This is a genomic window from Nonomuraea sp. NPDC004186 (assembly GCF_053603495.1).
Genome location: NZ_JBSGFQ010000173.1, coordinates 1 through 19,761 on the forward strand (window position 1 = coordinate 1; position 19,761 = coordinate 19,761).

Below are 19,761 nucleotides of genomic sequence, written 5' to 3' on the forward strand. Positions count from 1 at the left end.
TCGACTACCCCTACCGGCAGATCGCCGACATCCTCGAACTCAACGAACCCGCCGTACGCCAGCTCGTCAGCAGAGCCCGCAAACGCGTCCTCATCGCCCGCCGCACCCCCGTCACCCAAGCCGAACAACGCCGACTCCTCACCGCCTTCGTCGCCGCCGCCCGCTCCGGCGACATGACCGCACTCGAAGAGCTCCTCGCCGCCGACGTGATCGGCTACTCCGACGGCGCCGTACGGGCCTCCCGGCTCTGGAGCGGACTCGGCGTGGCCTGGGCGAGCACGAAGAGCCGAACCTGCGCACCGCTGAAACGCGTCATGTCGCCCGGTTGGCGAGGGCCCGGTTGGCGAGGGCTACGTAGGCGTGCGCCACCTTGGCGTCGATCTCAGGGGGCACAGGGACGACGCACTGCCCGGCCGGCACGAGCCCGCGCGCGATGGCCTCCAGGCAGCGGGCCTGGAGGGTGAACCCGAGATCCATCGATTCCACCGAGTTGCCCAGCGGGCGCGGCCCGGAGAGGTTCACCATGTGCCCGCCGGTGAGCACGTGAACGCGTCTGCCGTCGCCGAGGATCAGGCTCGTGACGCCTTCGGTCGGCTCGACGGTGCCGACCACGTCGGGCTGCCCCAGGAGGTCGGCCAGGTCGATCTCCCACGGGACGTGACCGGCGTTCGCCAGGATCGTCCCGTCGGCCAGCAGGCGGAGATCGGCCCCGGTGAGGACGCGCGCGGCCCCGGTGACGGTCACGACGAGGTCGGAGGACGAGATCGCCTGCTCCCGCTCCGGCACCGCGAAACCGTCGAGCAGCGCGTTGAGCCGCCGCACCGGATCCGTGTCGAGCACGGAAACGCGGGCGCGCGCCCGGCCGAAGTTGCCGGCGACGCCGCGTCCGCAGGCTCCGTAGCCGATGACGGTGACCCGGAGCCCGTTCGTGGCCCGGTTGGTGATGCGCATGAACGACTCGAGCACGCTCTGGCCCACCGCGTGCTCGTTCTCGGCGAACTGCTTGATCGGGCTGTCGTTGATGACCAGTAGCGGCCGCGCGATCCGCTCGCGCAGCGGCAGCAGCCTCGCCCGCCCTGAGGTGGTCTCCTCGGTCCCGCCCACAAGCGAGTCGTACGGGGCCTCCAGGAACCGGGCGAACAGCTCCCCGCCGTTGTCGAGGATCAGGTCCGGCCGGCAGGCGAGCACGTCGCGCAGGTGGGCGGCGTGAACCTCCGGATCGCCGGTGCGCTCGCCGATGACGTTCACCCCCCGACCCCGCAGCACGGCCACCGTCTCCTGCTGGGTGGTCATCAGGTTGCCGGTGGCCACGATCGTCGCTCCGCCCCGCCGTAGCGCGAGGAGGAGGGTGGCGGTCTTGGGTTCCAGATGGATGGCCGCACCGATCGTCAGGCCGGCGAACGGACGAGTACGGGCGAACTCCTCAGCGGTCTCGGCCAGCAGCCGGCAGCTGCCGAGCACCCATTCCAGCTGCGGCATCGGCGTCTCCAGAAGCGGTCAGCGCAGGATGGCGTGGATCAGCGAGGCCACGCCGTCGTCGTCGTTGCTGGGCAGCAGGATACGGGCGGCCGCCTTGACCTCGGGGTGCGCGTTGGCGACGGCCGCGGGCAGGCCGGCCTCGCGGAGCATGGGAAGGTCGTTGGGCATGTCCCCGACGGCGGCCGTGGCCGTGAGGGGGATGCGCCGGTGCGCGGCCGCCCATCGCAGGGCCTCGCCCTTGTTCGCGTGCTCCGGCGAGATCTCCAGGAAGTGCGCGGTCGAGAAGGTGGCCCGCAGCCCGGTGACCGCCTCGCCGGCGAACGCGTCGGCGAGTTGGGGCGCCGACAGCTCGGGGTGGGCCAGGAGCACCTTGACCGCGCGGTTGCCGCGAGTGGCGCGGCCGATGAGGTCGGCCGAGACGGTGTGGGGCCAGCAGTCGGGCACCAGGTCGGCGAAGCCGGGTTGCAGCACCAGCTCGTGCTCGGTGTCGAGCCCCAGGACACCGCCTCGCACCGACCGTTCGGCCCAGACGAAGACCTGCCTGAGCTGGTCGGCGGTGAAGCAGTGGTCGAACAGCACCCGCTCGGTGCGGGTGTCCCAGATCACCGCGCCGTTGCTGCAGGCGAGCAGGCCCCGGAGGCCGGCCTCCAGGGCCCAGTCCAGAGCGTCCCGGGTGGGCCGCCCGGTGGCGACCATGACCTGGAGGCCGGCGGCGCGGGCGTCGGCCAGCGCGTTCCTGGTGTCGTGGCTGAGGCCACCGGCGCTGGTGAGCAGCACCCCGTCCAGATCCGTGCAGACCAGCTGGATCCGCGTCATACGGCGGCGCCCGCGGGGTCGTCGGCGGTGTCGGCGCTCCCGACCGCGAGGCACCGCTGCCCGGCCGCCAGCACGACGACGCCCACGGCCACGCCCAGCACCCCGACGGACGCGGCCCAGGACTCCGTGGCGTGTTCCAGGACGAGGCCCGCCGCGGTCGATCCCAGGGCGATCCCCGTCGTCATCAGCGTGACCAGCCAGGCGAAGGCCTCGGTGACCGTACCGGCCGGCGCGAGCTTCCCGACCAGGACGAACGCGGCCGTCAGCACGGGCGCGAGGAAGAGCCCGGTGAGGATCATGAGGCCGGCCATGTACGGCGGGGACGGCACCAGGCACAGCAACGCGTACGCGGCGGCCAGCCCGACCGTCAGCAGCAGCGTCCGCCGCGGCGGCGAGGACGACCAGCGCACGGCGCCGTAGCCGAGACCCCCGACCAGGGCGCCGAAGGCGTTCAACGCCAGCAGAGTGGCCGCCCCGCCCACCACGTAACGGTGCTCGGTGTAGAAGACCACCAGGACGTTGAGGCCACCGATGGCGGCGCCGACCCCGGTCAGGCTCACCAGCAGCACGGTCAGACCGCGGCTGCGCAGCGGCCCGAGCCAGTCGGGCGAGCGGACCGGCGCCTTCCAGTCGCGCGTCGGCGGCGCGGTGGCGACCACGAACACGCCCAGCAGGCCCAGCAGCGCCCCCACCCACAGGGCGCCCGCCGCGGACCCGGCCGCCACGCAGCCGGCCACGACCAGAGGACCGCCGACGAAGACCAGCTCCTGGGAGGCCGAGTCCATGGCGTAGGCCGACTCCAGCCGGGCGGGCGGAACGAGATCAGGCCACAGCACCCGGAGGCAGGGCTCCAGCGGCGGGGTCGCCGCCCCCGCCAGAAGGGCGCCCGCGACCACGGCCACCGGCTCGGAGGGAGCCATCGCGATCGCGATCAGGCCCGCGCCGGCCGCGACGGCGGCCGGCACCAGGACCCGGACCTGGCCGACCCGGTCCACCAGCCGGCCGAGCACCGGACCGCCGCCGGCGGCGGCGATGGCGAACGCTCCGGCGGCCAGGCCGACGAAGTCGTAGCTCGCGCCCGCCTGCCGCAGGACCAGCGGGATCGCCAGCGCCGCCATCGCGCTGGGCAGCCTCCCGACCAGGGTCCCCAGCAGCAGCCGGGTCACGTACGGGGCCTGGAGCAGGCTGAAATAGCCCATCACTCGCCCCGCAGGTGCAGATGGAGCGCCACCGGTCGGTTCTTGCGCAGTTGCAGCTCGATGTCCCCGATCCCCTCGATGCGGTGGTGCGGCCGGCCCTGGGACAGGACGATCCGCCCGTCGGTGGCCAGCAGGTCCGGCACGTCCAGCAGGTGGACCGCCGTCGGCTGCCCCTGCTCGTCGAAGGTCAGCGAGACCGGCCCGCGGAAGCCGACCCGGACGACCGGCTCCTCGGCGTCACCGCGGGGCTCCTCCACCGACAGGAAGCGGGTACGCGGATCCCACCGGACCCGCGAGCCGGCGGCCTGCCCCCTGTCCCACTCGGCTCGGAACCCGGCGGCGAACCGGTGCAGCAGCAGCGCCCGGTCGGCCGCCATCCGGCGCGCGGGCTCCGTGAGCATGTCCTGCTCCAGCCGGATCAGCTTCTCGTAGAGATGGGCCAGCACCGACGAGGTCTCACCCTCCTCGTAAACCTCCTTGAGAGCGGTCGCCGGGTCCCACAGCGGCTCGCCGAGCAGCCCGCCGTAGGCGAAGGCCCGGCCGATGCCGATGGCCCCCATCGCGTCGAGGTTGTCGGCGTCGTGCACCGCCGCGGCGATCGCGCACCCGTCGTCGAGCTCCTCCTCGGCGAAGCGGTAGCGGCCCGTCAGCTCGACCGCGCGCAGGATCGGCGGATGCCAGTCCTGCGGCACTCCGCACCCCTCCAGCACGTCCAGCACGGCCGCGCAGGCATCCTCGGGCCGGATGGGCCGCCGGTTCTGCCGGGCCTCCTCCACCCGGTGATAATCATGAACGTACGCCGCCACCTGCGCGATGCACGGGTCGGCGCCCGTCCGGACCGCGATCTCCCCCGCCAGGGCGGCGACCCGGTCGACGTGGCCGATGTCGTGGGCCGAATCGGCGGTCGCGAAGTCGACGACCACCCGGGCCCGCACCTTCTCGAGAATCGCATTCACCGCTGTCCGTACTCCTCACGCCAGCGCTGCGCCAGCTCCTGCTGCAGCCCCGGGTCGAGGCGGTGCAGCCCCGGCGCCCAGGTCTGCCGAGCCAGCTCACGCGTGCACAAATACAGCTCGGTGTAGACCAGGTCAAGGACCGATCCGAGGATGCTGTGCTCCATGAAGTTCACGGGCTTGCCGTCGTTGAGCAGATAGACGGTGCGGTCGGCCACCCGCAGTTCGAGCACCTCGTCGACCTCGGCCGACGTCGACGCTGCGCGGCGCAGGCCCTTGACGTCGAACTCCACCTGCTTGGAGCTTCCGCTGGCCAGCACGACGCCGTCGCGCAGGTGCGGCACGTCGGCCGTGGTGAGGGCACGGTGGCCGGAGACGCCGATGATCACCTCGGCCCAGGAGAGCAGGTCCTGGCGCGGGCCCACGCGGAATCCGTGCACCAGGGCGGCGGACATCCGGATGTCGTCGGGATCGTAGACGGCGACCTGGACTCCGGTGCGTCGCAGGTGCTCGGCCAGGGCCGTTCCTATCCCGCCGTAGCCGAGCACGAGGACGCGGCGTTCGCTGAGGAGCCGGTAGAAGCGCAGCCGCAGGAGGCGTTCGACGCTGTAGGCCACGGACCGCCCGACCTGGACGTCCTCGAGGGCCTTCAGCGGGCTGTCGGCGATGGTGAACACCGGCAGGGGAAGCGGCGCGGCGCGCTCGTACTGCCACTGTCCTTGCTTGGTGTCCTCCACGATGCCGCGAAAGCCCGGCACCCCGGCCAGGTCCCGCACCGCCCCGGCGCAGTATCCGCCGACCTCCTGGATCATCACGGGCGGCCCGCCCTGCCGCGCGGCCCGCTGGGCGGCGGCGACCGCCATGGGCCCGACCTCCTCGATCGAGGCCGGCATGCTCACCGGAAGGTCTCCCAGCAGCGACAGCGCCTCCGGCTGGGCGCTGTAGGGCACCGGCACGATCTGGGCGAGCTCGGTGGATCGGCTCAGCGACCGCACGTACGGCACCGCGGTGTCGAGCAGGTGCGCGATCAGGATCGTGCGGGCGGGCGGCATCGGCCAGTCGGCCTGGGCGCTGCGCAGCACGGGCAGGTCGCAGGCACGCGACGCGTGCCCGGCGCGTGAGGGCAGGGGCTGGCGCTCGAGAATCGATGTCATGGGAGGTCCCCCTCGGAGAGATGGAGAGATTGCGGCGCGGCTCGACGCCGGGCGGGCGGCTTCAGACCGCCTGGAGCCGGTTCAGGCCGGTCACGGCCATGGCGGGCAGGTGCGCCGGGCGCAGTTCGATCTCGCCGATCGCGGTGTCGGCGGGTGCTTCGACAACCCACCGCACGGCTTGGGCGACAGAGGACGTCGACAGCTTGAACGGTGAGTCGTCACCGATCTCGTTGGCGATCGCGCCGGGATTGATCAGCGTGGTGCGGACCCCGTTCGGTCGCTCTTCCAGCAGAAGCACCTCGGCCAGCGCCTTCAGGGCCGCCTTGCTGGCGCAGTAGGCCCCGCCGCCCTCGAAGTAGCGGCTCCCGGCGTGGCTGCCCATCAGGACGATGCTGCCCTTGCGCGGGCGCAGGTACGGCAGGGCCGCCTGGAGCAGCGGCAGCACGGAGACGATGTTGACGTCGAACGCGGCCCGCCAGTCGGGCAGGCTGAGCGTGCCGATCCTGCCCAGTGACCGCGCCACCGCGTTGACGACGAGCGCGTCGATCCGCCCCCGCCGGCGCGCGACCGTCTCGACGGCGGCTGTCACCGCATCGGCCGACTCCAGGTCGCACCGGGCTTCGGGAAGCCAGGACCGCCCCGCCGAGGTGCGGTTGAGCCCCCATACGTCCCAGCCGCCCGCGTGGAGCTCCGCGGCGATGGCCAGGCCGGTGCCCCGGTTCGCCCCGGTCACGATGGCGACCGGGCGGTGCGCCTCCGTCATGCCGGGAGCCTGCCGACCAGCTCGGACCAGACGGAGACGATGTGCTCGTGGCCGGCCCCCTGCCGGAACAGGTCCTTGTCCAGAGAGTTGCCCTGGCGATCGCGCAGCCGCATGCAGTCGGGCGATATTTCGGAGTTGATGATGAGATCGCCTTCGGACCTCGGGCCGATGATCAGGCAGAAATCCCAGAGTTCGAGCGGCTCCAGCCACTTGCGGAGGCAGTCATTGCATTCTCGGGCAATGCGGCGGAACTCCTCGACATCCACTCCGTAGGCCCACAGATAGTCTTCGCCGATGGGCTGATCCTCGGGATCGATCCGGAAGTCGAACTTCACCACCGGAGGATGGAAGACATGGCCTTCGGGGAAGAGACCGGGATACTTGCGGACGGTCGATCCGACGGACCGGTTTTTGACGATGACCTCGAAGGGCGGAGCCGGCACGTAGTCGGCGAGATAGGTGGTCTCGCCGAGCCGCTCCCTGAACACCGTGCGGATGCCGGAGGCGTGCAGCGCGCGGGCCGCACGCTCGTAGAAGTCGAGGCGCAGGCGCGCGGTCGCCGGCACGAGCTCGTCGCGGTCGAAGGTGTGGCTGCGCAGGCTGGGGATCAGTTCGACCATGCAGGTGCCGTCGTCGCGCCGCCAGATCCGTTTGCTGCGACCTTCGACGGCAGGCGGCCCGGTCATGCCATTCTTTGGAGGGGTCACAGAACAGCATGGTCATTCTTCTGACTGGCGATGTCAAGCACAATTCAGCCGGGAAATCTTCGGCCCTTTCCGGAGATATTCACAGATCAGGCTATTTTTATTGTCGCCCGCCTTCGCCTCAACGGACAAGCGAAATACGCGTCGATATCCGCTTTAAGCGGTAGGGCCGCATGAGCCTCAGGATCGCCGCGGCGGGCTAACGTCGCGGCGTCTCGGCCCGATAACGCACCAGCGGCCCTTGCCGACCAGCCGTGCCGAGGAGACAGCCCATGAGCGACGATGTACGCGTCACGATCGAAGCGGTTCCCCGCACGGGCCTGACCGCGCAGCGGCTGCGCCAGGCGGTCGCCGAGCACCCGGACGCGCTGGCCGCGCTCGAGGTCGCCGACCCCGAGCGGCTCACCGTGGCCTTCGCGCCCGGCCTCGGCCACGACCCCGGGGAGAACGCCCCGTTCCAGGCCACCGTGTTCGACCCGGTCGGCAACCGCGCCGTCGAGCTGCGCGGCACCCTCGACCGGCCCGAACGCGCCGAGCTGCGCCCCAGCGCCTACCGGCCGCAGCCCAGCCGCGAGGAGCTGTCGGCCGCCGCCGATATCCTGCGCGCCGACCCGGGCTTCCCGGCCGGCGAGGACGTGGTCGTCTACCGGCCCATGCCGCCGCTGGCCGACCTGGAGAACCCCGACGGCACCACCGTGCGCCGCCCCACCCTCGGCGTCTACACCCCCGGCGAGCCCACCGGGCTGCGCCACCGCGTCGTCGCCGTCGACCTGGTCAACCGCGCCGTCGACTGGACGCCGTCCGGGATCAACGTGCGCATGCACCACGACTGCGAGCACAGCGTTCCCGAGGGCGTCGACGCGCTGACCGACCGCGGCGGCCCCGACCAGGTACGGGTACGCGTGCACCGCGGCTCCACCGAGCTGTGGAACCTGCTGGTGGTGCGCCCGCGCGCCTCGGCCCCGCAGAACCCCGGCGTCGGCGGCGGCGTCGAGCTGCGCGACGTGCGCTACCGCGGCCGACTCGTGCTCCGGCAGGCCCACGTGCCCGTCCTGAACGTCGAGTACGAGGAGGGCACGACCTTCCGCGACGACGCGAGCTTCGAGACCCGCTTCAACGCGGTCGGCACGGATCCGGTCGGCTGGGGGTGGCGGTTGTGCGACAGCCCGCCCCGTACCATCCTGGAACGCCCCTCGACCGACGCCGGCAACTTCCAGGGCGTGGCCTTCCACCACGACGGCGAGCAGCTGCGGATCGTCAGCGAGCTGGCCGCCGGCTGGTACCGCTACGCCAGCGACTGGCGCCTGGCCGACAACGGCGACATCAGCCCCCGCTTCGGGTTCGCCGCCACCGCCAACCCGATGACGTGCATGGTGCACCGCCACCACGCCTACTGGCGGCTCGACTTCGACATCGAGGGCTCGGGCAACGACGTGGTCGAGCAGATCGACGACACCGGCTCGATCATCCCCGAACCCGTGCCGATCATCCGCGAGACCTCCCGCAAACGCCTCCACCCCGCCCTGTACTGGCAGGTGCGCGACAAGTCCTCGGGCCGCGGCTACCAGATCCACCCCGGCGAGTTCGACGGCACCGCCGACGCCTACGGCGTGTCCGACCTGTGGTTCCTGCGCCACCACCCCCGCGAGCTCGACGACGGCAACCCCGGCCCGCGCGACCGCGCCGCGCTCAACCGCTTCCTCAACGGCGAGAGCCTCGACGGCACCAACGTCGTGGTCTGGTACGCCGGGCACTACTACCACGACCAGGCCCACCCGCAGCCGCACCAAGGTGAGCTGATAGGCCCGCAGCTGGTGCTCATCTAGCGGCTAATCTTGTCGCTCATGAGCCAGGTGGGACAGGCGACGGCGCGCGCTCTGCTGCGCAGACTGGCCGTCGAACAGGCCGAATGCAGAGTGCCGTCGCTGGCGGCGGCGATCGTGCGGGACGGGAGGCCGGCGTGGTTCGGCGGGCGCGGCCGGGTGGACGGCGCGCCGCCGACCCAGGCCACCCAGTACCGGATCGGGTCGATCACCAAGAGCATGGTCGCCGTCGTGGTCATGCGGCTGCGCGACGAGGGCGCGCTGCGGCTGTCCGACCCGCTGGAGGCGCACCTGCCGGGCACCCCGCTGGGCCACCTGACCATCGCCCAGCTGCTGTCGCACACCGCCGGCCTGACCGCCGAGCCGCCCACCGCCTGGTGGGAGCGCACCCCCGGCGTCCCCGTCGCCGAGCTGCTGGAGCGCCTCGGGCCCGACGAGCTCAAGCACCGGCCCGGGCGGCGCTTCCACTACTCCAACGTCGGCTTCGCCCTGCTGGGCGAGCTGGTGGGCAGGCTGCGCGGCACCACCTGGCTCAAGGCGCTGCAGTCGGAGGTGCTCGACCCGCTCGGCATGAACGACACCACCGCCCGGCCGCGCATCCCGCACGCCACGGGATACGCCGTCCACCCGTACGCCGACGTGGTGCTGGCCGAGCCGGAACACGACGCCGAGGCGATGGGGCCGGCCGGGCAGCTGTGGTCCACGCCGCACGACCTGGCGCGATGGGCCGCGTTCCTGGGCGGCGACACCGCGGGGGTGCTGTGCGGCGACACGCTGGCCGAGATGCGCGAGCCGGTCGGGGTGGACGACGGGGACTCCTGGACCGTCGGGTTCGGGCTGGGCCTGCAGCTGTCGCGCCCCGGCGGGCGGCGGCTGGCGGGGCACTCCGGGTCGATGCCGGGGTTCCTGGCCACGGTGTGGGCCGACCCGGCCGACGGGGTGGGGGTGCTGTTCATGGCCAACACCACCTCGGGGATGAACGGCTCGCTGCTGACCGACCTGCTGGACATCCTGGAGGAGTACGAGCCGCGCCTGCCGGACGAGTGGCAGCCGGTCGCCGCCGATCCCGGGCTGCTGGCGCTGACGGGGCTCTGGCATTGGGGGCCCAAGCCGTACACGCTGCGGCTGCTGCCCGAGCGCGCGCTGTCGCTGGAGCCGGTCGGGGGCGGCGGGCGGGCCTCGCGGTTCGTGCCGCAGGCCGACGGGACGTGGCTGGGGCTGGACGGCTACTACGCCGGGGAGACGCTGCGGGTGGCCGCCGACCACCTCGACCTCAACACGTTCATCTTCACCCGCACCCCGTACGACCCGCAGGCGCCGGTGCCGGGCGGGCCCGGCGACTGGCACGCCTGAGGGACGGGCACGCGGCCGCGGAGGTGGCAGCATGGTCGTGTGCGCGTGGCGATCCTGGGGCCGCTGGAGGTCGAGTCCGCCGCGGTCGGGGGCGCCCGGCTGCGCCGGCTGCTGGTGCGCCTGGCGCTGGCGGCCGGCCGCGCCGTCACCGTCGAGGAGCTGGCCGCCGACCTGTGGCCCGAGGAGCCGCCCGCCGAGCCCGGCAACGCCCTGCAGTCGCTGGTCTCCCGCCTGCGCCGTGCGCTGCCGGAGGCGGGCGTGCTGGTGTCGGTGCCGGGCGGCTACCGGCTGGAGGCCGACACCGACGCGGGCGAGTTCGATCGGCTCACCGCCCGGGCCAGGCAGCACGGCGACCCGGCGGTCAGGGCCGAGCTGCTGGAGCAGGCCCTGCGCCTGTGGCGGGGGGCCGCGCTGGGCGAGGTGGCGGCGGCCCCGTTCGCGCTGGGGTACGCCACGCGCCTGGAGGAGGCCCGCCTGACGGCCGTCGAGGACCGCGCGGAGGCCGAGCTGGCCCTGCTCACCCGGCCGGAACCGCGAGAACCGCCAGGAGGGCTGGCGGCTCTGGCGAGCGAGCTCGGCGAGCTGGCCGCCCGCCACCCCCTGCGCGAGCGCCTGCACGCCCTGCGCGTCCAAGCGCTGCACGCCGACGGCCGGCGGGCCGAGGCGCTGGCCGCCTACGAGGAGTGCCGCCGCCACCTGGCCGACCAGCTCGGCACCGACCCCGGCGCCGAGCTGCGCGAGATCCACCTGGCCGTGCTGCGCTCCGAGCCGCCCCGCCCGCCGCGGACCAACCTGCGCGCCCCGCTGACCAGCTTCGTCGGCCGCGACGCCGAGCTGGCCCGCGTCCGCCGGCAGCTGCGCGCCGGCCGGCTGGTCACCCTGGTGGGCCCCGGCGGCGCGGGCAAGACGCGGCTGGCCACCACCGTCGCCGCCGAGCTCCTGGGCGAGTGCGGCACCGTCTGGCTGGTCGAGCTGGCCCCCGTCACCGACCCTGGCGACCTGCCCCAGGCCGTGCTGGCCGCCCTGGGCAACCATTCGGTGATCGGCCACCCCATCCGTCCGGTCGACACCACCGCCGCCCTGGTCGAAGCCCTGTCGGCCGGGCAGGTGCTGCTGGTGCTGGACAACTGCGAGCACCTCGTCGAGGCAGCCGCCCACCTGGCCGAGGAGCTGCTGGGCCGCTGCCCCGCACTGCGCGTCCTGACCACCAGCCGCGAACCCCTGGGCATCCTCGGCGAGACCCTCAGCCCCGTGCCGCCCCTGCCGCCCGAACCGGCCGTGCGGCTGCTGGCCGAACGCGCCGCCGCCGGCAATCCCGGCCTGAGCATCGAACCCGCCGTGGCCGCCGAGATCTGCCGTCGCCTCGACGGGCTGCCGCTGGCGATCGAGCTGGCCGCCGCCCGGCTGCGCACCCTGACGCCCCGGCAGCTGGCCGCCCGGCTCGACGACCGCTTCCTGCTGCTGACCGGCGGCAGCCGTACGGCGCTGCCCCGCCACCAGACGCTGCGCGCGGTCGTCGCCTGGAGCTGGGACCTGCTCAACGGCCCCGAGCGCCGGCTGGCCGAGCGGCTGGCGGTCTTCGCCGGCGGGTTCGACCTGGCCGCGGCCGAGCACGTCGGCGGCAGCCTCGACCTCGTCGCCGCTCTGGTGGACAAATCCCTCGTCCAGCCCGCCGACGACGGCCGCTACCGCATGCTCGAGACCATCAGGGAGTACGGGCTCGAACGCCTGGCCGCCGACGGCCGCATCGCCGCCGTCCGCGCCCGGCACGCCGCCTACTTCCGCGACCTGGCCGAACACGCCGAGCCGCGGCTTCGCGGCCGTGACCAGCTCGCCTGGATCGCCCGCCTGCTGGCCGACCACGACAACATCCTGGCCGCGCTGCACCACGCCGTCGACAGCGCCGACGGCGCCACCGCGATCCGCCTGGCCGCCGCCATGGGCATCTTCTGGACCATCCGCGGCACCCGCGCCGAGTCGGCCGGCTGGATCAGGCGGGCGCTGGACGTACCCGGTGGGACGCCCACGCGGGAGCGGCTGATCGCCAGCGCCGTCTACATCATCAACGCCAGCCTTGACGGCGGCCACACCATGGTCGCCTCGGCCGCGCGCGAGCTGCGCCGGGCCGCGAGCCTCCAGGACGGGGAGGAGGCCGGACATCCGGTGCTGGCGATGCTGCAGCCGGCGCTGGCGCTGTTCACCGACGACGCCGAGCTCGGCTTCGCCGTGATCGAGCAGCGGCTGGCGCACCCCGACCCGTGGACGCGCGGCATGCTCTACGTGACCAGGGCCGCGCTGAAGGAGAACGGCGGCGACATGGCCGGCTCGCGGGCCGACCTGCTGGCCGGCTGCGCCGAACTGCGGCAGGCCGGCGAACGGTGGGGGTTGTCGATGGCGCTGACGTCGCTGGCCGAGACGCATGCCGTGTTCGGGGACTTCGGCCAGGGGCTGGAGGCGATGGACGAGGCCGTACGGCTGCTGCTCGAGCTCAACCCCGAGGCCGACGTCGCCCACCAGCGGGTCTGGCAGGCCTCCATCCTGGTGCGCCAAGGGGATGTGGGTCGAGCCAGGGCCGTGCTGCGAGGGCTGATCGACGCGCCGGAGGGCCGGGAGACGCCCGCCCGCAACGTCGCGTTCGCGCAGGTCGAGCTGGGCCACCTGGCCCGCCAGGAGGGAGACCTGCGGGCCGCCGAGCGCTACTACGCGGCGGCCGGGCACGCGATGGAGGACGGGAGGGCGATCGCGCCGCAGTTCCGGGCGCTGCTGCTGGTCGGGCAGGCCCACCTGGCGGTGGCCACGCACGACCACCAGGCGGCGGCCCGCCACGCGGAGCGGGCGGCCGAGCTGGTCACGGCGGCGGCCGACATGCCGGTCCTGGCGCGGGTCGCGGTGGCCGTGGCCGAGCTGCGCGCGGCGCGCGGGGACCTGCTGCCGGGCGCCACCGCGCTGGGCGCCGCCGAACAGCTGCGCGGCGCGCCCGATGCCGCCAACCCCGACGTGGCCCGCGTGGCGGCGCGCCTGCGCGACGACCTCGGCGAGGAGGCTTTCGCCGCGGCCTTCGCCCGCGGCCGCGCCCTCGACCGCGCCCGTGCCGTTGAGCTGGCCGCCGGAGGTCCATGGTGAGGTACGTCTACGCGGGCGCCGCCGTGCACGTCCCGGCGCCGCCGGAGCAGGTGTTCGCGCTGATCACCGACTGGCCGCGGCACCGGGAGTGGATGTTCATGACCGACGCCCGCCAGGTCGGCGAGCACGCGGTCGAGGCCTACACCGGAGTGCGGCCGTTCGGATTCCTGGACACCATGACGATCACGACCTGGCAGCCCCCGTTCCTGGTGCTGGTCACCCATACCGGCCGGTTCGTCCGCGGCCAGGGCGCCATCCGGATCCGGCCCCAGGACGGCGGCAGCCGCGTGATCTGGGCCGAGCGGCTGCAGGTGCCGTTCGGGCCGCTGGGCCGGGCCCTGTGGCCGCTCGCCCGCCCCGTCGGCGTCGCCCTCCTGCGCCACTCGCTGCACAATCTGTCCGCCCTGCTGGCCCCGGGACCCCAGGCACCGCGCCTGAACCCGTGAAGGTCAGGTGTGAACCGCCTGGCGGGCCACCGCGGCGGCGAAGGCGGAGATCACCGGGTGCGCGCGCCGCCCGTCCCCCGACAGCTCCGGCTGGAACAGCGTGCCCAGGAAGAACGGGTGACCGGGCAGCTCGGCCGCCCGCACCGCCCCGTCGTCGGCGTGCCCTGAGAACACCAGCCCGTGCTCGGCCAGCGTCCGGGTGTAGGTCTCGTTGAGCCCGTAGGAGCAGACGTAGGACTCCATCGTGACGGACTCACCCATGATCTGCTCCATCAGCGTCCCGGGCGAGATCCGCACCCGCCCCTCGTGCCCGGCCAGCGAGCACGCCAGCGGCGTCAGCAGGAACTCCCGCGCGTCCGGCTCGTTCTCGGCGTGCGCCACGTCCAGCCCGCACACGTGCCGCGCGTACTCCAGCAGCATGTGCTGGAACCCCGCGCAGGTGCCCAGGAGCGGGATCCGATGCTCGCGGGCGACGCGCGCCGCCTCCACGGCGCCCTCCTCGTCCCGGTACGGGCTGCCGGGCACGATCCAGATGCCGTCGAAGCGCTCCAGGCCGGACACGTCGGTGGTGGCGATCCAGTACGGGTCGAGCGCGATGCCGTCCCGCTCCCGCAGCGCCTCGACGACCAGCGGGATCCGGGCATGCGAGCGAACACTGGGGGACCGATCCCCCACAAGGGCGATTTTCATGCCCTCATCCTGAGGGCCACCCCTGGTTAAGCGCCAACGATGATTTGTGGACCTGCTATAAGCAACACTGATGGATCCTCATTTGCTGACCACGTTCGTGACCGTCGCCCGGCACGGCTCGTTCTCCGCGGCCGCCGCCGAGCTCGGCTACACCCAGTCGGCCGTCTCCCAGCAGATCGCCGCGCTGGAGGCCGACCTCGGCCTGCCGCTGCTGCTGCGCCGCCCGGTCGAGCCCACCGAGGCCGGCCGGCGGCTGCTGGAGCACGCCGGGCCGCTGCTGCTGCGCCACCGCGCGGCCCGCGCCGACGTGCTGCGCGCCGCCGCCCGGCCCGGGCACCGGCTGCGGCTGGCCGCCACCCCGCTGGCCGTCAACCCCGTCGTGGCCGCCCGGCTGGCGCGGGCGCGTGCCGGGAACCCGCGACTGGAGGTGAGCCTGCACGCCTGCGGGCGCGACCAGGCCGTCGCGATGGTCGCCGAAGGGCGGGCCGACCTGGGCCTGGCCGACGGGCTGGCCGCCCCGTCCGACCCGCTGCGCCTGCTGGACGCCGGGCCGATGACGGCCGTAGGGGTGAGCGAGGAGGAACTGGTCGTGGCCCTGCCCGCCGGTCATCCCCTGGCCGGGCGGGCGGCGCTGGCGCTGGCCGACCTGGTGGACGCGCGCTGGCTGCAGACCCCGCTGTGCCCGCTGGCCCGGCTGCGCGACCTGGTGGGCGACGGGTTCCCGGTGGGGCTGGACTATCACGGGGACAACGTGCACACCGTGCTCAACCTGGTCGCCGCCGACCACGGCCTGACCCTGCTGCCCGCCTCCGCCCTGTCCGGCGCCGCGCGCGGGGTACCGCTGGCCGCGCCCCGGCTGGTGCACCGCGTCGAGCTGCTGCACGGCGCCCTGCCCCCGGGCCCGGCGGCCGACCTGGCCGCAGTCCTGTCCGGCTGACAGCGATCTGTGCGCGCGCTGACAGCGGCGCCTTCGAGGATGGTTCACATGAACGCCTTCGAACTGGCCGCCGGCCTCGTCGGCCGGCCCGACGTGATCTTCCTCGACGAGCCCACCACCGGCCTGGACCCGGCCAAGCGCGAAGACGTGTGGGCCATCGTCCGCCGCCTGGTCGCCGACGGCGTCACCGTCCTGCTCACCACCCAGTACCTGGAGGAGGCCGACGCGCTGGCCGACGCCATCTCGGTCGTCGACCACGGCAAGGTGATCGCGCACGGCACCGCGGCCGAGCTCAAGCGCGTCGTCGGCGGCCAGACCGTGCTGGTGCGCCCCGCCGACCCCGCCCGGGTGGACGAGGCCGCCGCCATCGTCGCCGCCGTGGCCGGCCGGCCCGCCGAATCGCCCGGCCGCGACGTCGTCACCGTCCCGGTGGACGGCGACGCCGCCTTCACCGAGATCGTCGCCAGGCTGGCCGCCGCCGGCGTCGCCGTCAACGAGCTGTCGCTGCGGCTGCCCAGCCTGGACGAGGTGTTCTTCACGCTCACCGGCCACCACACCGAGCGGGAGGCCGCGGCATGAACCCCATCGCCGTACGAGAGGAGACGCTCCCCCCTCAGCCGGCCCGCCCGGCGGCCCCGGCGCGCCCCGAGCGGCGGCCGTTCGGGCTGGCCCGCCACAGCCTCGCCCTGGCCCGCCGCAGCGTGCTCAAGACGCTGCGCACGCCCGAGCAGTTGCTGGACGTCACCCTGCAGCCGATCATCTTCGTGCTGATCTACGTGTTCCTGCTGGGCGGCGCCGTGGCCGGCTCGACCCACGACTACCTGCAGTTCCTGCTGCCCGCGATCCTGGTGCAGACGGTGCTGTTCGGCGGGATGGCCACCGGAGTCAGCCTCAACACCGACATCAAGAAGGGGGTGTTCGACCGCTTCCGCAGCCTGCCGATCGGGCGCTCGGCCCCGCTCATCGGGTCGATGCTCGGCGATCTGATCCGGTATCTGGTGGCGGTGGTGGTGCTGCTCGGGTTCGGCTTCGCGCTGGGGTTCCGCGCGCGGACCGGGCCACTGGAGGTGCTGGCGGCCTGCCTGCTGACGGTGTTCTTCGCCTTCTGCGTGAGCTGGGCGTTCGTGCTGCTGGGGGTGCTGATGCGCGAACCCGGCGGGGTGCAGGGGATGGCGTTCATGGTGCTGTTCCCGCTGACGTTCGGCACCAGCATGATCACCCCGAAGAGCACCCTGCCGGGCTGGCTGCAGGCCTGGCTGGACATCAACCCGGTCAACCACGCCATGAACGCCTCCAGGGCGCTGATGCTGGGCGGGCCGGCGGGGGCGTCGGTGTGGTGGACGCTGGCCTCCGGCGCGCTGTTCCTGGCCGTCTTCGCCCCGCTGGCCGTGGCCGCCTACCGCCGCCGCGCCTGACGGCTCACCCGCTGACCAGCGCCGCCGGGTCACGCTCCGGCGGGCCGGCGGGCCACCACTCCTCCTCGACCCGGGTGAAGGGGTACCAGCGGCCGTCGCGGCCGTAGCGCAGTTGCAGGGGGCCGAGGGTCCAGCGGTTGCGCCACGCCTCCAGCGGCGGCGGCTGCTCGCCCTCCCAACCGGCCTCCAGCAGGGCCTGCGACCTGGCCAGATCCTGGCGGGGCGGCGTCCAGGCGTGCTCGAGCACCTCCAGGCCGTGCGCGCCGCCGTACCGCCACGCCTGCACGGGCGCCTCCAGCCCGAGGTCAAGGTCGTGCTCGGCGGCCAGGCGGACGCGGTCCTGGTATTCGGACAGCTCCGGCAGCCGCCCGTGCAGCAGCACCTCGCGCGCCCGCCAGGCGGCCGAGGCGATGAGCACCCCCAGGGCGGCCACGTCCACGCCCGGCGCCGGGTCCAGCACGGGCGGAGCGAAGGCGGCCTCGAACGGCGGGGGCTCGGGCAGCGCGGCCACGCCCGCCGCGAACGCCTCCACCGCCGGCACCCCCGCGGCGGCAGCCGGCTTCTTCGGGGCCTCGCGCCCCTGCAGCGCCTCCAGCAGCTCCTGCTCTCCGCGCCCGCGCATCAGCAGCAGCACGAACGGGTCCGCGTCCAGCAGCCACGACGCCTGGTAGCACAGGGCGGCGGCGTGCTTGCACGGATGCCCCCAGTCCGGGCAGGAGCACTCCGGCTCCAGATCGCCGACGGCCGGCAGCAGCGGCACGGCGGCGTCCTCGGCGGCCTCCACCAGGTCGTGCGGCATGTCGCGGTCGAGCAGGGCCGCGATGTGCCCGCTCTTGGCGGCCACCTGGTCGAGGAAACGTTCCCAGGCGGCCTCGGTGAGCTGCTCGACGCGTACGACGGTGTCGTACTCGCTCTCGGTCACGGCGGCGATGCGGCCGGGGCTGACGGTGATGGGGCCGACCTGGCCGGTCTTGGCGTACGCGCGGCCCTTGCGCAGCAGCCCCTGATCCAGCGAGGTGTCCTCCATGGCCTTGACCCAGGCCCGCCCCCACCAGGAGGTGGCGAAACGGGCTCCGGCGCGTTGCGGCGGGAAGGCGGCGAAGCCGCGGGCGGCGGTCATCTGAGCTCCACGAGGGCGGCGAGTTCGGCGTCGGTCAGCTCGGTCAGGGCGGCTTCCCCGGAGGACAGCACGGCCTCGGCCAGCGCGCGTTTGGCGCCGAGCATCTCGGCGATGCGGTCCTCGATCGTGCCCTCGGCGATCAGCCGGTGCACCTGGACGGGCCGGGTCTGGCCGATGCGGTAGGCGCGGTCGGTGGCCTGGTCCTCGACGGCGGGGTTCCACCAGCGGTCGTAGTGGATGACGTGGTCGGCGCGGGTGAGGTTCAGGCCGGTGCCGGCGGCCTTCAGCGACAGCAGGAACACCGGCACCCGGCCCTCCTGGAAGCGCTCGACCATCTCCTCGCGGCGGGCGACCGGGGTGCCGCCGTGCAGCAGCTGGATGGCCACGCCCCTGGCGGTCAGGTGGCGTTCCAGCAGGCGGGCCATGGTGACGTACTGGGTGAACACCAGCACCGCGCCGTCCTCGGCCACGATGGTGTCGACCAGCTCGTCCAGCAGCTCCAGCTTGCCCGAGCGGCCGGCCAGGCGCGGCGCGGCCTCGTGCAGGTACTGGGCGGGGTGGTTGCAGATCTGCTTGAGGCCCGTCAGCAGCTTGACGATCAGGCCGCGCCTGGCCATGCCGCTCGCGTCGGCGATCTGGGCCATGCTCTCGCGGACGACGGCCTCGTACAGGCCGGCCTGCTCGGTGGTGAGCGCGACCGGGCGGTCGGTCTCGGTCTTGGGCGGCAGCTCCGGCGCGATGCCGGGATCGCTCTTACGCCGCCGCAGCAGGAACGGCCCCACCAGCCGCGACAGGCGTTCGGCCGCCTCGCCGTCGCCGGACTCGACCGGTTTGGCCCACCGCGCCCTGAACCTGCCCAGCGGGCCCAGCAGCCCCGGCGTGGTCCAGTCGAGGATGGCCCACAGCTCCGACAGGTTGTTCTCCACGGGGGTGCCGGTCAGCGCGACGCGCGCCGCGGCCGGGATCTCGCGCAGCGCCTTGGCGGTGCCGGAGGCGGGGTTCTTGACATGCTGGGCCTCGTCGGCCACCACCAGGCCCCACGGGTGCGCGGCCAGGCGGGCCGCGTCCAGGCGCATGGTGCCGTACGTGGTCAGCAGGAACCCCTCGTCAGGCAGCGTGCGCTGCGCCCCGTGGAAGCGGCGCACCGGCACGCCCGGCGCGAACTTGCCGATCTCCCGCTCCCAGTTGCCCAGCAGCGAGGCGGGGCAGACCACGAGCGTGGGGCCGGCGTCGGCACCCGAGCGGTGCAGGTGCAGGGCGATCAGCGTGATCGTCTTGCCCAGGCCCATGTCGTCGGCCAGGCAGCCGCCCAGCCCGAGCGAGGTCATCTGGGCCAGCCAGCGCAGCCCGGCCAGCTGGTAGTCGCGCAGTGTCGCCGCCAGCCCTTCTGGAGGGCCGGCGTCGGCGGGTTCGGCCAGGCGTTCGCGCAGCTCGCGCAGCCAGGCGGTGGGCTCCACGGCGACCTGCTCGCCCTCGACCTCGACCGCGCCGGTCAGGGCCGCGCCCAGCGCCTCGATGCCGGTCAGGGGCTTGAGGTCGCGCTGGCGAGCCTTGCGGGCCAGGTCGGGGTCGATGAGGACCCACTGGTCGCGCAGCCGCACCACCGGGCGGTGGGCCTCGGCGAGCCGGTCCATCTCGGCCGCGCTCAGGCGCTCGCCGCCGAGTGCGAGCTGCCAGTTGAAGCTGGTCAGACGGGATCGAGCTCGACAAGCTCAACCCCGCCGACCAGGCGGACCGGCGTACGCTGCTCGAGATCGACCACGGCGACGCGATCGACCAGGAGCAC

At 73.7% G+C, this 19,761-nt stretch carries 17 protein-coding genes and 1 pseudogene; 8 read left to right on the forward strand and 10 right to left on the reverse strand.

The annotated features are described in order from the left end of the window. Window positions 1-74: pseudogene (locus tag ACWEPL_RS60275) on the forward strand (hypothetical protein); the annotation flags it as partial. Between the two features lie 238 nt (window positions 75-312). Here the strand turns inward: ACWEPL_RS60275 and ACWEPL_RS60280 are convergent. The 7 genes from ACWEPL_RS60280 to ACWEPL_RS60310 form a co-directional block, all read right to left on the reverse strand. Then, window positions 313-1,479 carry an adenosylhomocysteinase gene (locus ACWEPL_RS60280; protein WP_452442051.1) on the reverse strand — a complete coding sequence of 389 codons (1,167 nt, stop codon included), beginning with the start codon at window positions 1,477-1,479 and terminating at the stop codon, window positions 313-315. Between the two features lie 18 nt (window positions 1,480-1,497). Further along, window positions 1,498-2,295 (reverse strand): HAD family hydrolase, encoded by a 798-nt coding sequence (locus tag ACWEPL_RS60285; protein WP_452442052.1) that lies wholly within the window; start codon window positions 2,293-2,295, stop codon window positions 1,498-1,500. Continuing rightward, on the reverse strand, window positions 2,292-3,494 hold the full coding sequence (locus ACWEPL_RS60290; protein ID WP_452442053.1) for an MFS transporter: 1,203 nt from the start codon (window positions 3,492-3,494) through the stop codon (window positions 2,292-2,294). Before ACWEPL_RS60290 ends, ACWEPL_RS60285 begins: the two co-directional genes overlap by 4 nt. Beyond that, window positions 3,494-4,450 (reverse strand): HD domain-containing protein, encoded by a 957-nt coding sequence (locus ACWEPL_RS60295; RefSeq protein ID WP_363980475.1) that lies wholly within the window; start codon window positions 4,448-4,450, stop codon window positions 3,494-3,496. The genes ACWEPL_RS60290 and ACWEPL_RS60295 overlap by 1 nt, the downstream gene beginning before the upstream one ends. Continuing rightward, window positions 4,447-5,601, reverse strand: a complete 1,155-nt coding sequence (locus ACWEPL_RS60300; RefSeq protein WP_363980478.1) for an NAD(P)-dependent oxidoreductase — start codon at window positions 5,599-5,601, stop codon at window positions 4,447-4,449. The genes ACWEPL_RS60295 and ACWEPL_RS60300 overlap by 4 nt, the downstream gene beginning before the upstream one ends. A 61-nt stretch (window positions 5,602-5,662) precedes the next feature. Continuing rightward, window positions 5,663-6,364 carry an SDR family oxidoreductase gene (locus ACWEPL_RS60305; RefSeq protein WP_350742618.1) on the reverse strand — a complete coding sequence of 234 codons (702 nt, stop codon included), beginning with the start codon at window positions 6,362-6,364 and terminating at the stop codon, window positions 5,663-5,665. After that, complete coding sequence (locus tag ACWEPL_RS60310) at window positions 6,361-7,050, reverse strand: phosphoribosylaminoimidazolesuccinocarboxamide synthase (protein WP_363980482.1); 690 nt, start codon at window positions 7,048-7,050, stop codon at window positions 6,361-6,363. The genes ACWEPL_RS60305 and ACWEPL_RS60310 overlap by 4 nt, the downstream gene beginning before the upstream one ends. Window positions 7,051-7,340: 290 nt before the next feature. Here ACWEPL_RS60310 and ACWEPL_RS60315 point away from each other — a divergent pair, with 290 nt between their 5' ends. From ACWEPL_RS60315 to ACWEPL_RS60330, 4 genes are read left to right on the forward strand one after another with little or no spacing between them, the layout of a single operon-like run. Continuing rightward, complete coding sequence (locus ACWEPL_RS60315; protein WP_452442054.1) at window positions 7,341-8,894, forward strand: hypothetical protein; 1,554 nt, start codon at window positions 7,341-7,343, stop codon at window positions 8,892-8,894. Window positions 8,895-8,912: 18 nt separating this feature from the next. Further along, window positions 8,913-10,244, forward strand: a complete 1,332-nt coding sequence (locus tag ACWEPL_RS60320; protein WP_363980488.1) for a serine hydrolase domain-containing protein — start codon at window positions 8,913-8,915, stop codon at window positions 10,242-10,244. Window positions 10,245-10,283: 39 nt separating this feature from the next. Further along, a complete protein-coding gene (locus tag ACWEPL_RS60325) occupies window positions 10,284-13,367 on the forward strand; it encodes a BTAD domain-containing putative transcriptional regulator (RefSeq protein WP_452442055.1) in 3,084 nt (1,027 codons plus the stop codon). Continuing rightward, entirely contained in the window at window positions 13,361-13,813 is a 453-nt protein-coding gene (locus ACWEPL_RS60330; RefSeq protein ID WP_452442056.1) for an SRPBCC family protein, read from the forward strand. The genes ACWEPL_RS60325 and ACWEPL_RS60330 overlap by 7 nt, the downstream gene beginning before the upstream one ends. Window positions 13,814-13,816: 3 nt before the next feature. On the opposite strand, the gene ACWEPL_RS60335 is transcribed toward ACWEPL_RS60330, so the two are convergent. Further along, a complete protein-coding gene (locus tag ACWEPL_RS60335) occupies window positions 13,817-14,503 on the reverse strand; it encodes a CTP synthase C-terminal region-related (seleno)protein (RefSeq protein WP_452442057.1) in 687 nt (228 codons plus the stop codon). A 70-nt stretch (window positions 14,504-14,573) separates the two neighbouring features. Between ACWEPL_RS60335 and ACWEPL_RS60340 the strand changes: the two genes are divergently transcribed. From ACWEPL_RS60340 to ACWEPL_RS60350, 3 genes are read left to right on the forward strand one after another with little or no spacing between them, the layout of a single operon-like run. Further along, window positions 14,574-15,440: a LysR family transcriptional regulator gene (locus ACWEPL_RS60340; RefSeq protein WP_363980500.1), complete on the forward strand. Its 867-nt coding sequence runs from the start codon at window positions 14,574-14,576 to the stop codon at window positions 15,438-15,440. A 48-nt stretch (window positions 15,441-15,488) separates the two neighbouring features. Beyond that, on the forward strand, window positions 15,489-16,019 hold the full coding sequence (locus tag ACWEPL_RS60345) for an ATP-binding protein DrrA1-3 family domain-containing protein (protein ID WP_452442058.1): 531 nt from the start codon (window positions 15,489-15,491) through the stop codon (window positions 16,017-16,019). Beyond that, on the forward strand, window positions 16,016-16,855 hold the full coding sequence (locus tag ACWEPL_RS60350) for an ABC transporter permease (RefSeq protein ID WP_452442059.1): 840 nt from the start codon (window positions 16,016-16,018) through the stop codon (window positions 16,853-16,855). The genes ACWEPL_RS60345 and ACWEPL_RS60350 overlap by 4 nt, the downstream gene beginning before the upstream one ends. Window positions 16,856-16,859: 4 nt before the next feature. On the opposite strand, the gene ACWEPL_RS60355 is transcribed toward ACWEPL_RS60350, so the two are convergent. Beyond that, complete coding sequence (locus ACWEPL_RS60355) at window positions 16,860-17,975, reverse strand: SWIM zinc finger family protein (protein WP_452442060.1); 1,116 nt, start codon at window positions 17,973-17,975, stop codon at window positions 16,860-16,862. Next, entirely contained in the window at window positions 17,972-19,609 is a 1,638-nt protein-coding gene (locus tag ACWEPL_RS60360) for a DEAD/DEAH box helicase (RefSeq protein WP_452442061.1), read from the reverse strand. The genes ACWEPL_RS60355 and ACWEPL_RS60360 overlap by 4 nt, the downstream gene beginning before the upstream one ends. Window positions 19,610-19,761 lie beyond the last annotated feature (152 nt).

Excerpts from the sequence above, each read along its gene's own strand:
- ACWEPL_RS60290 (WP_452442053.1), bottom strand. The coding sequence starts at position 3,494 with ATGGGCTATTTCAGCCTGCTCCAGGCCCCGTACGTGACCCGGCTGCTG.
- ACWEPL_RS60315 (WP_452442054.1), top strand. The coding sequence starts at position 7,341 with ATGAGCGACGATGTACGCGTCACGATCGAAGCGGTTCCCCGCACGGGC.
- ACWEPL_RS60335 (WP_452442057.1), bottom strand. The coding sequence starts at position 14,503 with ATGAAAATCGCCCTTGTGGGGGATCGGTCCCCCAGTGTTCGCTCGCAT.
- ACWEPL_RS60330 (WP_452442056.1), top strand. The coding sequence starts at position 13,361 with ATGGTGAGGTACGTCTACGCGGGCGCCGCCGTGCACGTCCCGGCGCCG.
- ACWEPL_RS60305 (WP_350742618.1), bottom strand. The coding sequence starts at position 6,364 with ATGACGGAGGCGCACCGCCCGGTCGCCATCGTGACCGGGGCGAACCGG.
- ACWEPL_RS60280 (WP_452442051.1), bottom strand. The coding sequence starts at position 1,479 with ATGCCGCAGCTGGAATGGGTGCTCGGCAGCTGCCGGCTGCTGGCCGAG.
- ACWEPL_RS60350 (WP_452442059.1), top strand. The coding sequence starts at position 16,016 with ATGAACCCCATCGCCGTACGAGAGGAGACGCTCCCCCCTCAGCCGGCC.
- ACWEPL_RS60340 (WP_363980500.1), top strand. The coding sequence starts at position 14,574 with ATGGATCCTCATTTGCTGACCACGTTCGTGACCGTCGCCCGGCACGGC.
- ACWEPL_RS60345 (WP_452442058.1), top strand. The coding sequence starts at position 15,489 with ATGAACGCCTTCGAACTGGCCGCCGGCCTCGTCGGCCGGCCCGACGTG.
- ACWEPL_RS60320 (WP_363980488.1), top strand. The coding sequence starts at position 8,913 with ATGAGCCAGGTGGGACAGGCGACGGCGCGCGCTCTGCTGCGCAGACTG.
- ACWEPL_RS60360 (WP_452442061.1), bottom strand. The coding sequence starts at position 19,609 with ATGGACCGGCTCGCCGAGGCCCACCGCCCGGTGGTGCGGCTGCGCGAC.
- ACWEPL_RS60355 (WP_452442060.1), bottom strand. The coding sequence starts at position 17,975 with ATGACCGCCGCCCGCGGCTTCGCCGCCTTCCCGCCGCAACGCGCCGGA.
- ACWEPL_RS60300 (WP_363980478.1), bottom strand. The coding sequence starts at position 5,601 with ATGACATCGATTCTCGAGCGCCAGCCCCTGCCCTCACGCGCCGGGCAC.
- ACWEPL_RS60285 (WP_452442052.1), bottom strand. The coding sequence starts at position 2,295 with ATGACGCGGATCCAGCTGGTCTGCACGGATCTGGACGGGGTGCTGCTC.
- ACWEPL_RS60310 (WP_363980482.1), bottom strand. The coding sequence starts at position 7,050 with ATGACCGGGCCGCCTGCCGTCGAAGGTCGCAGCAAACGGATCTGGCGG.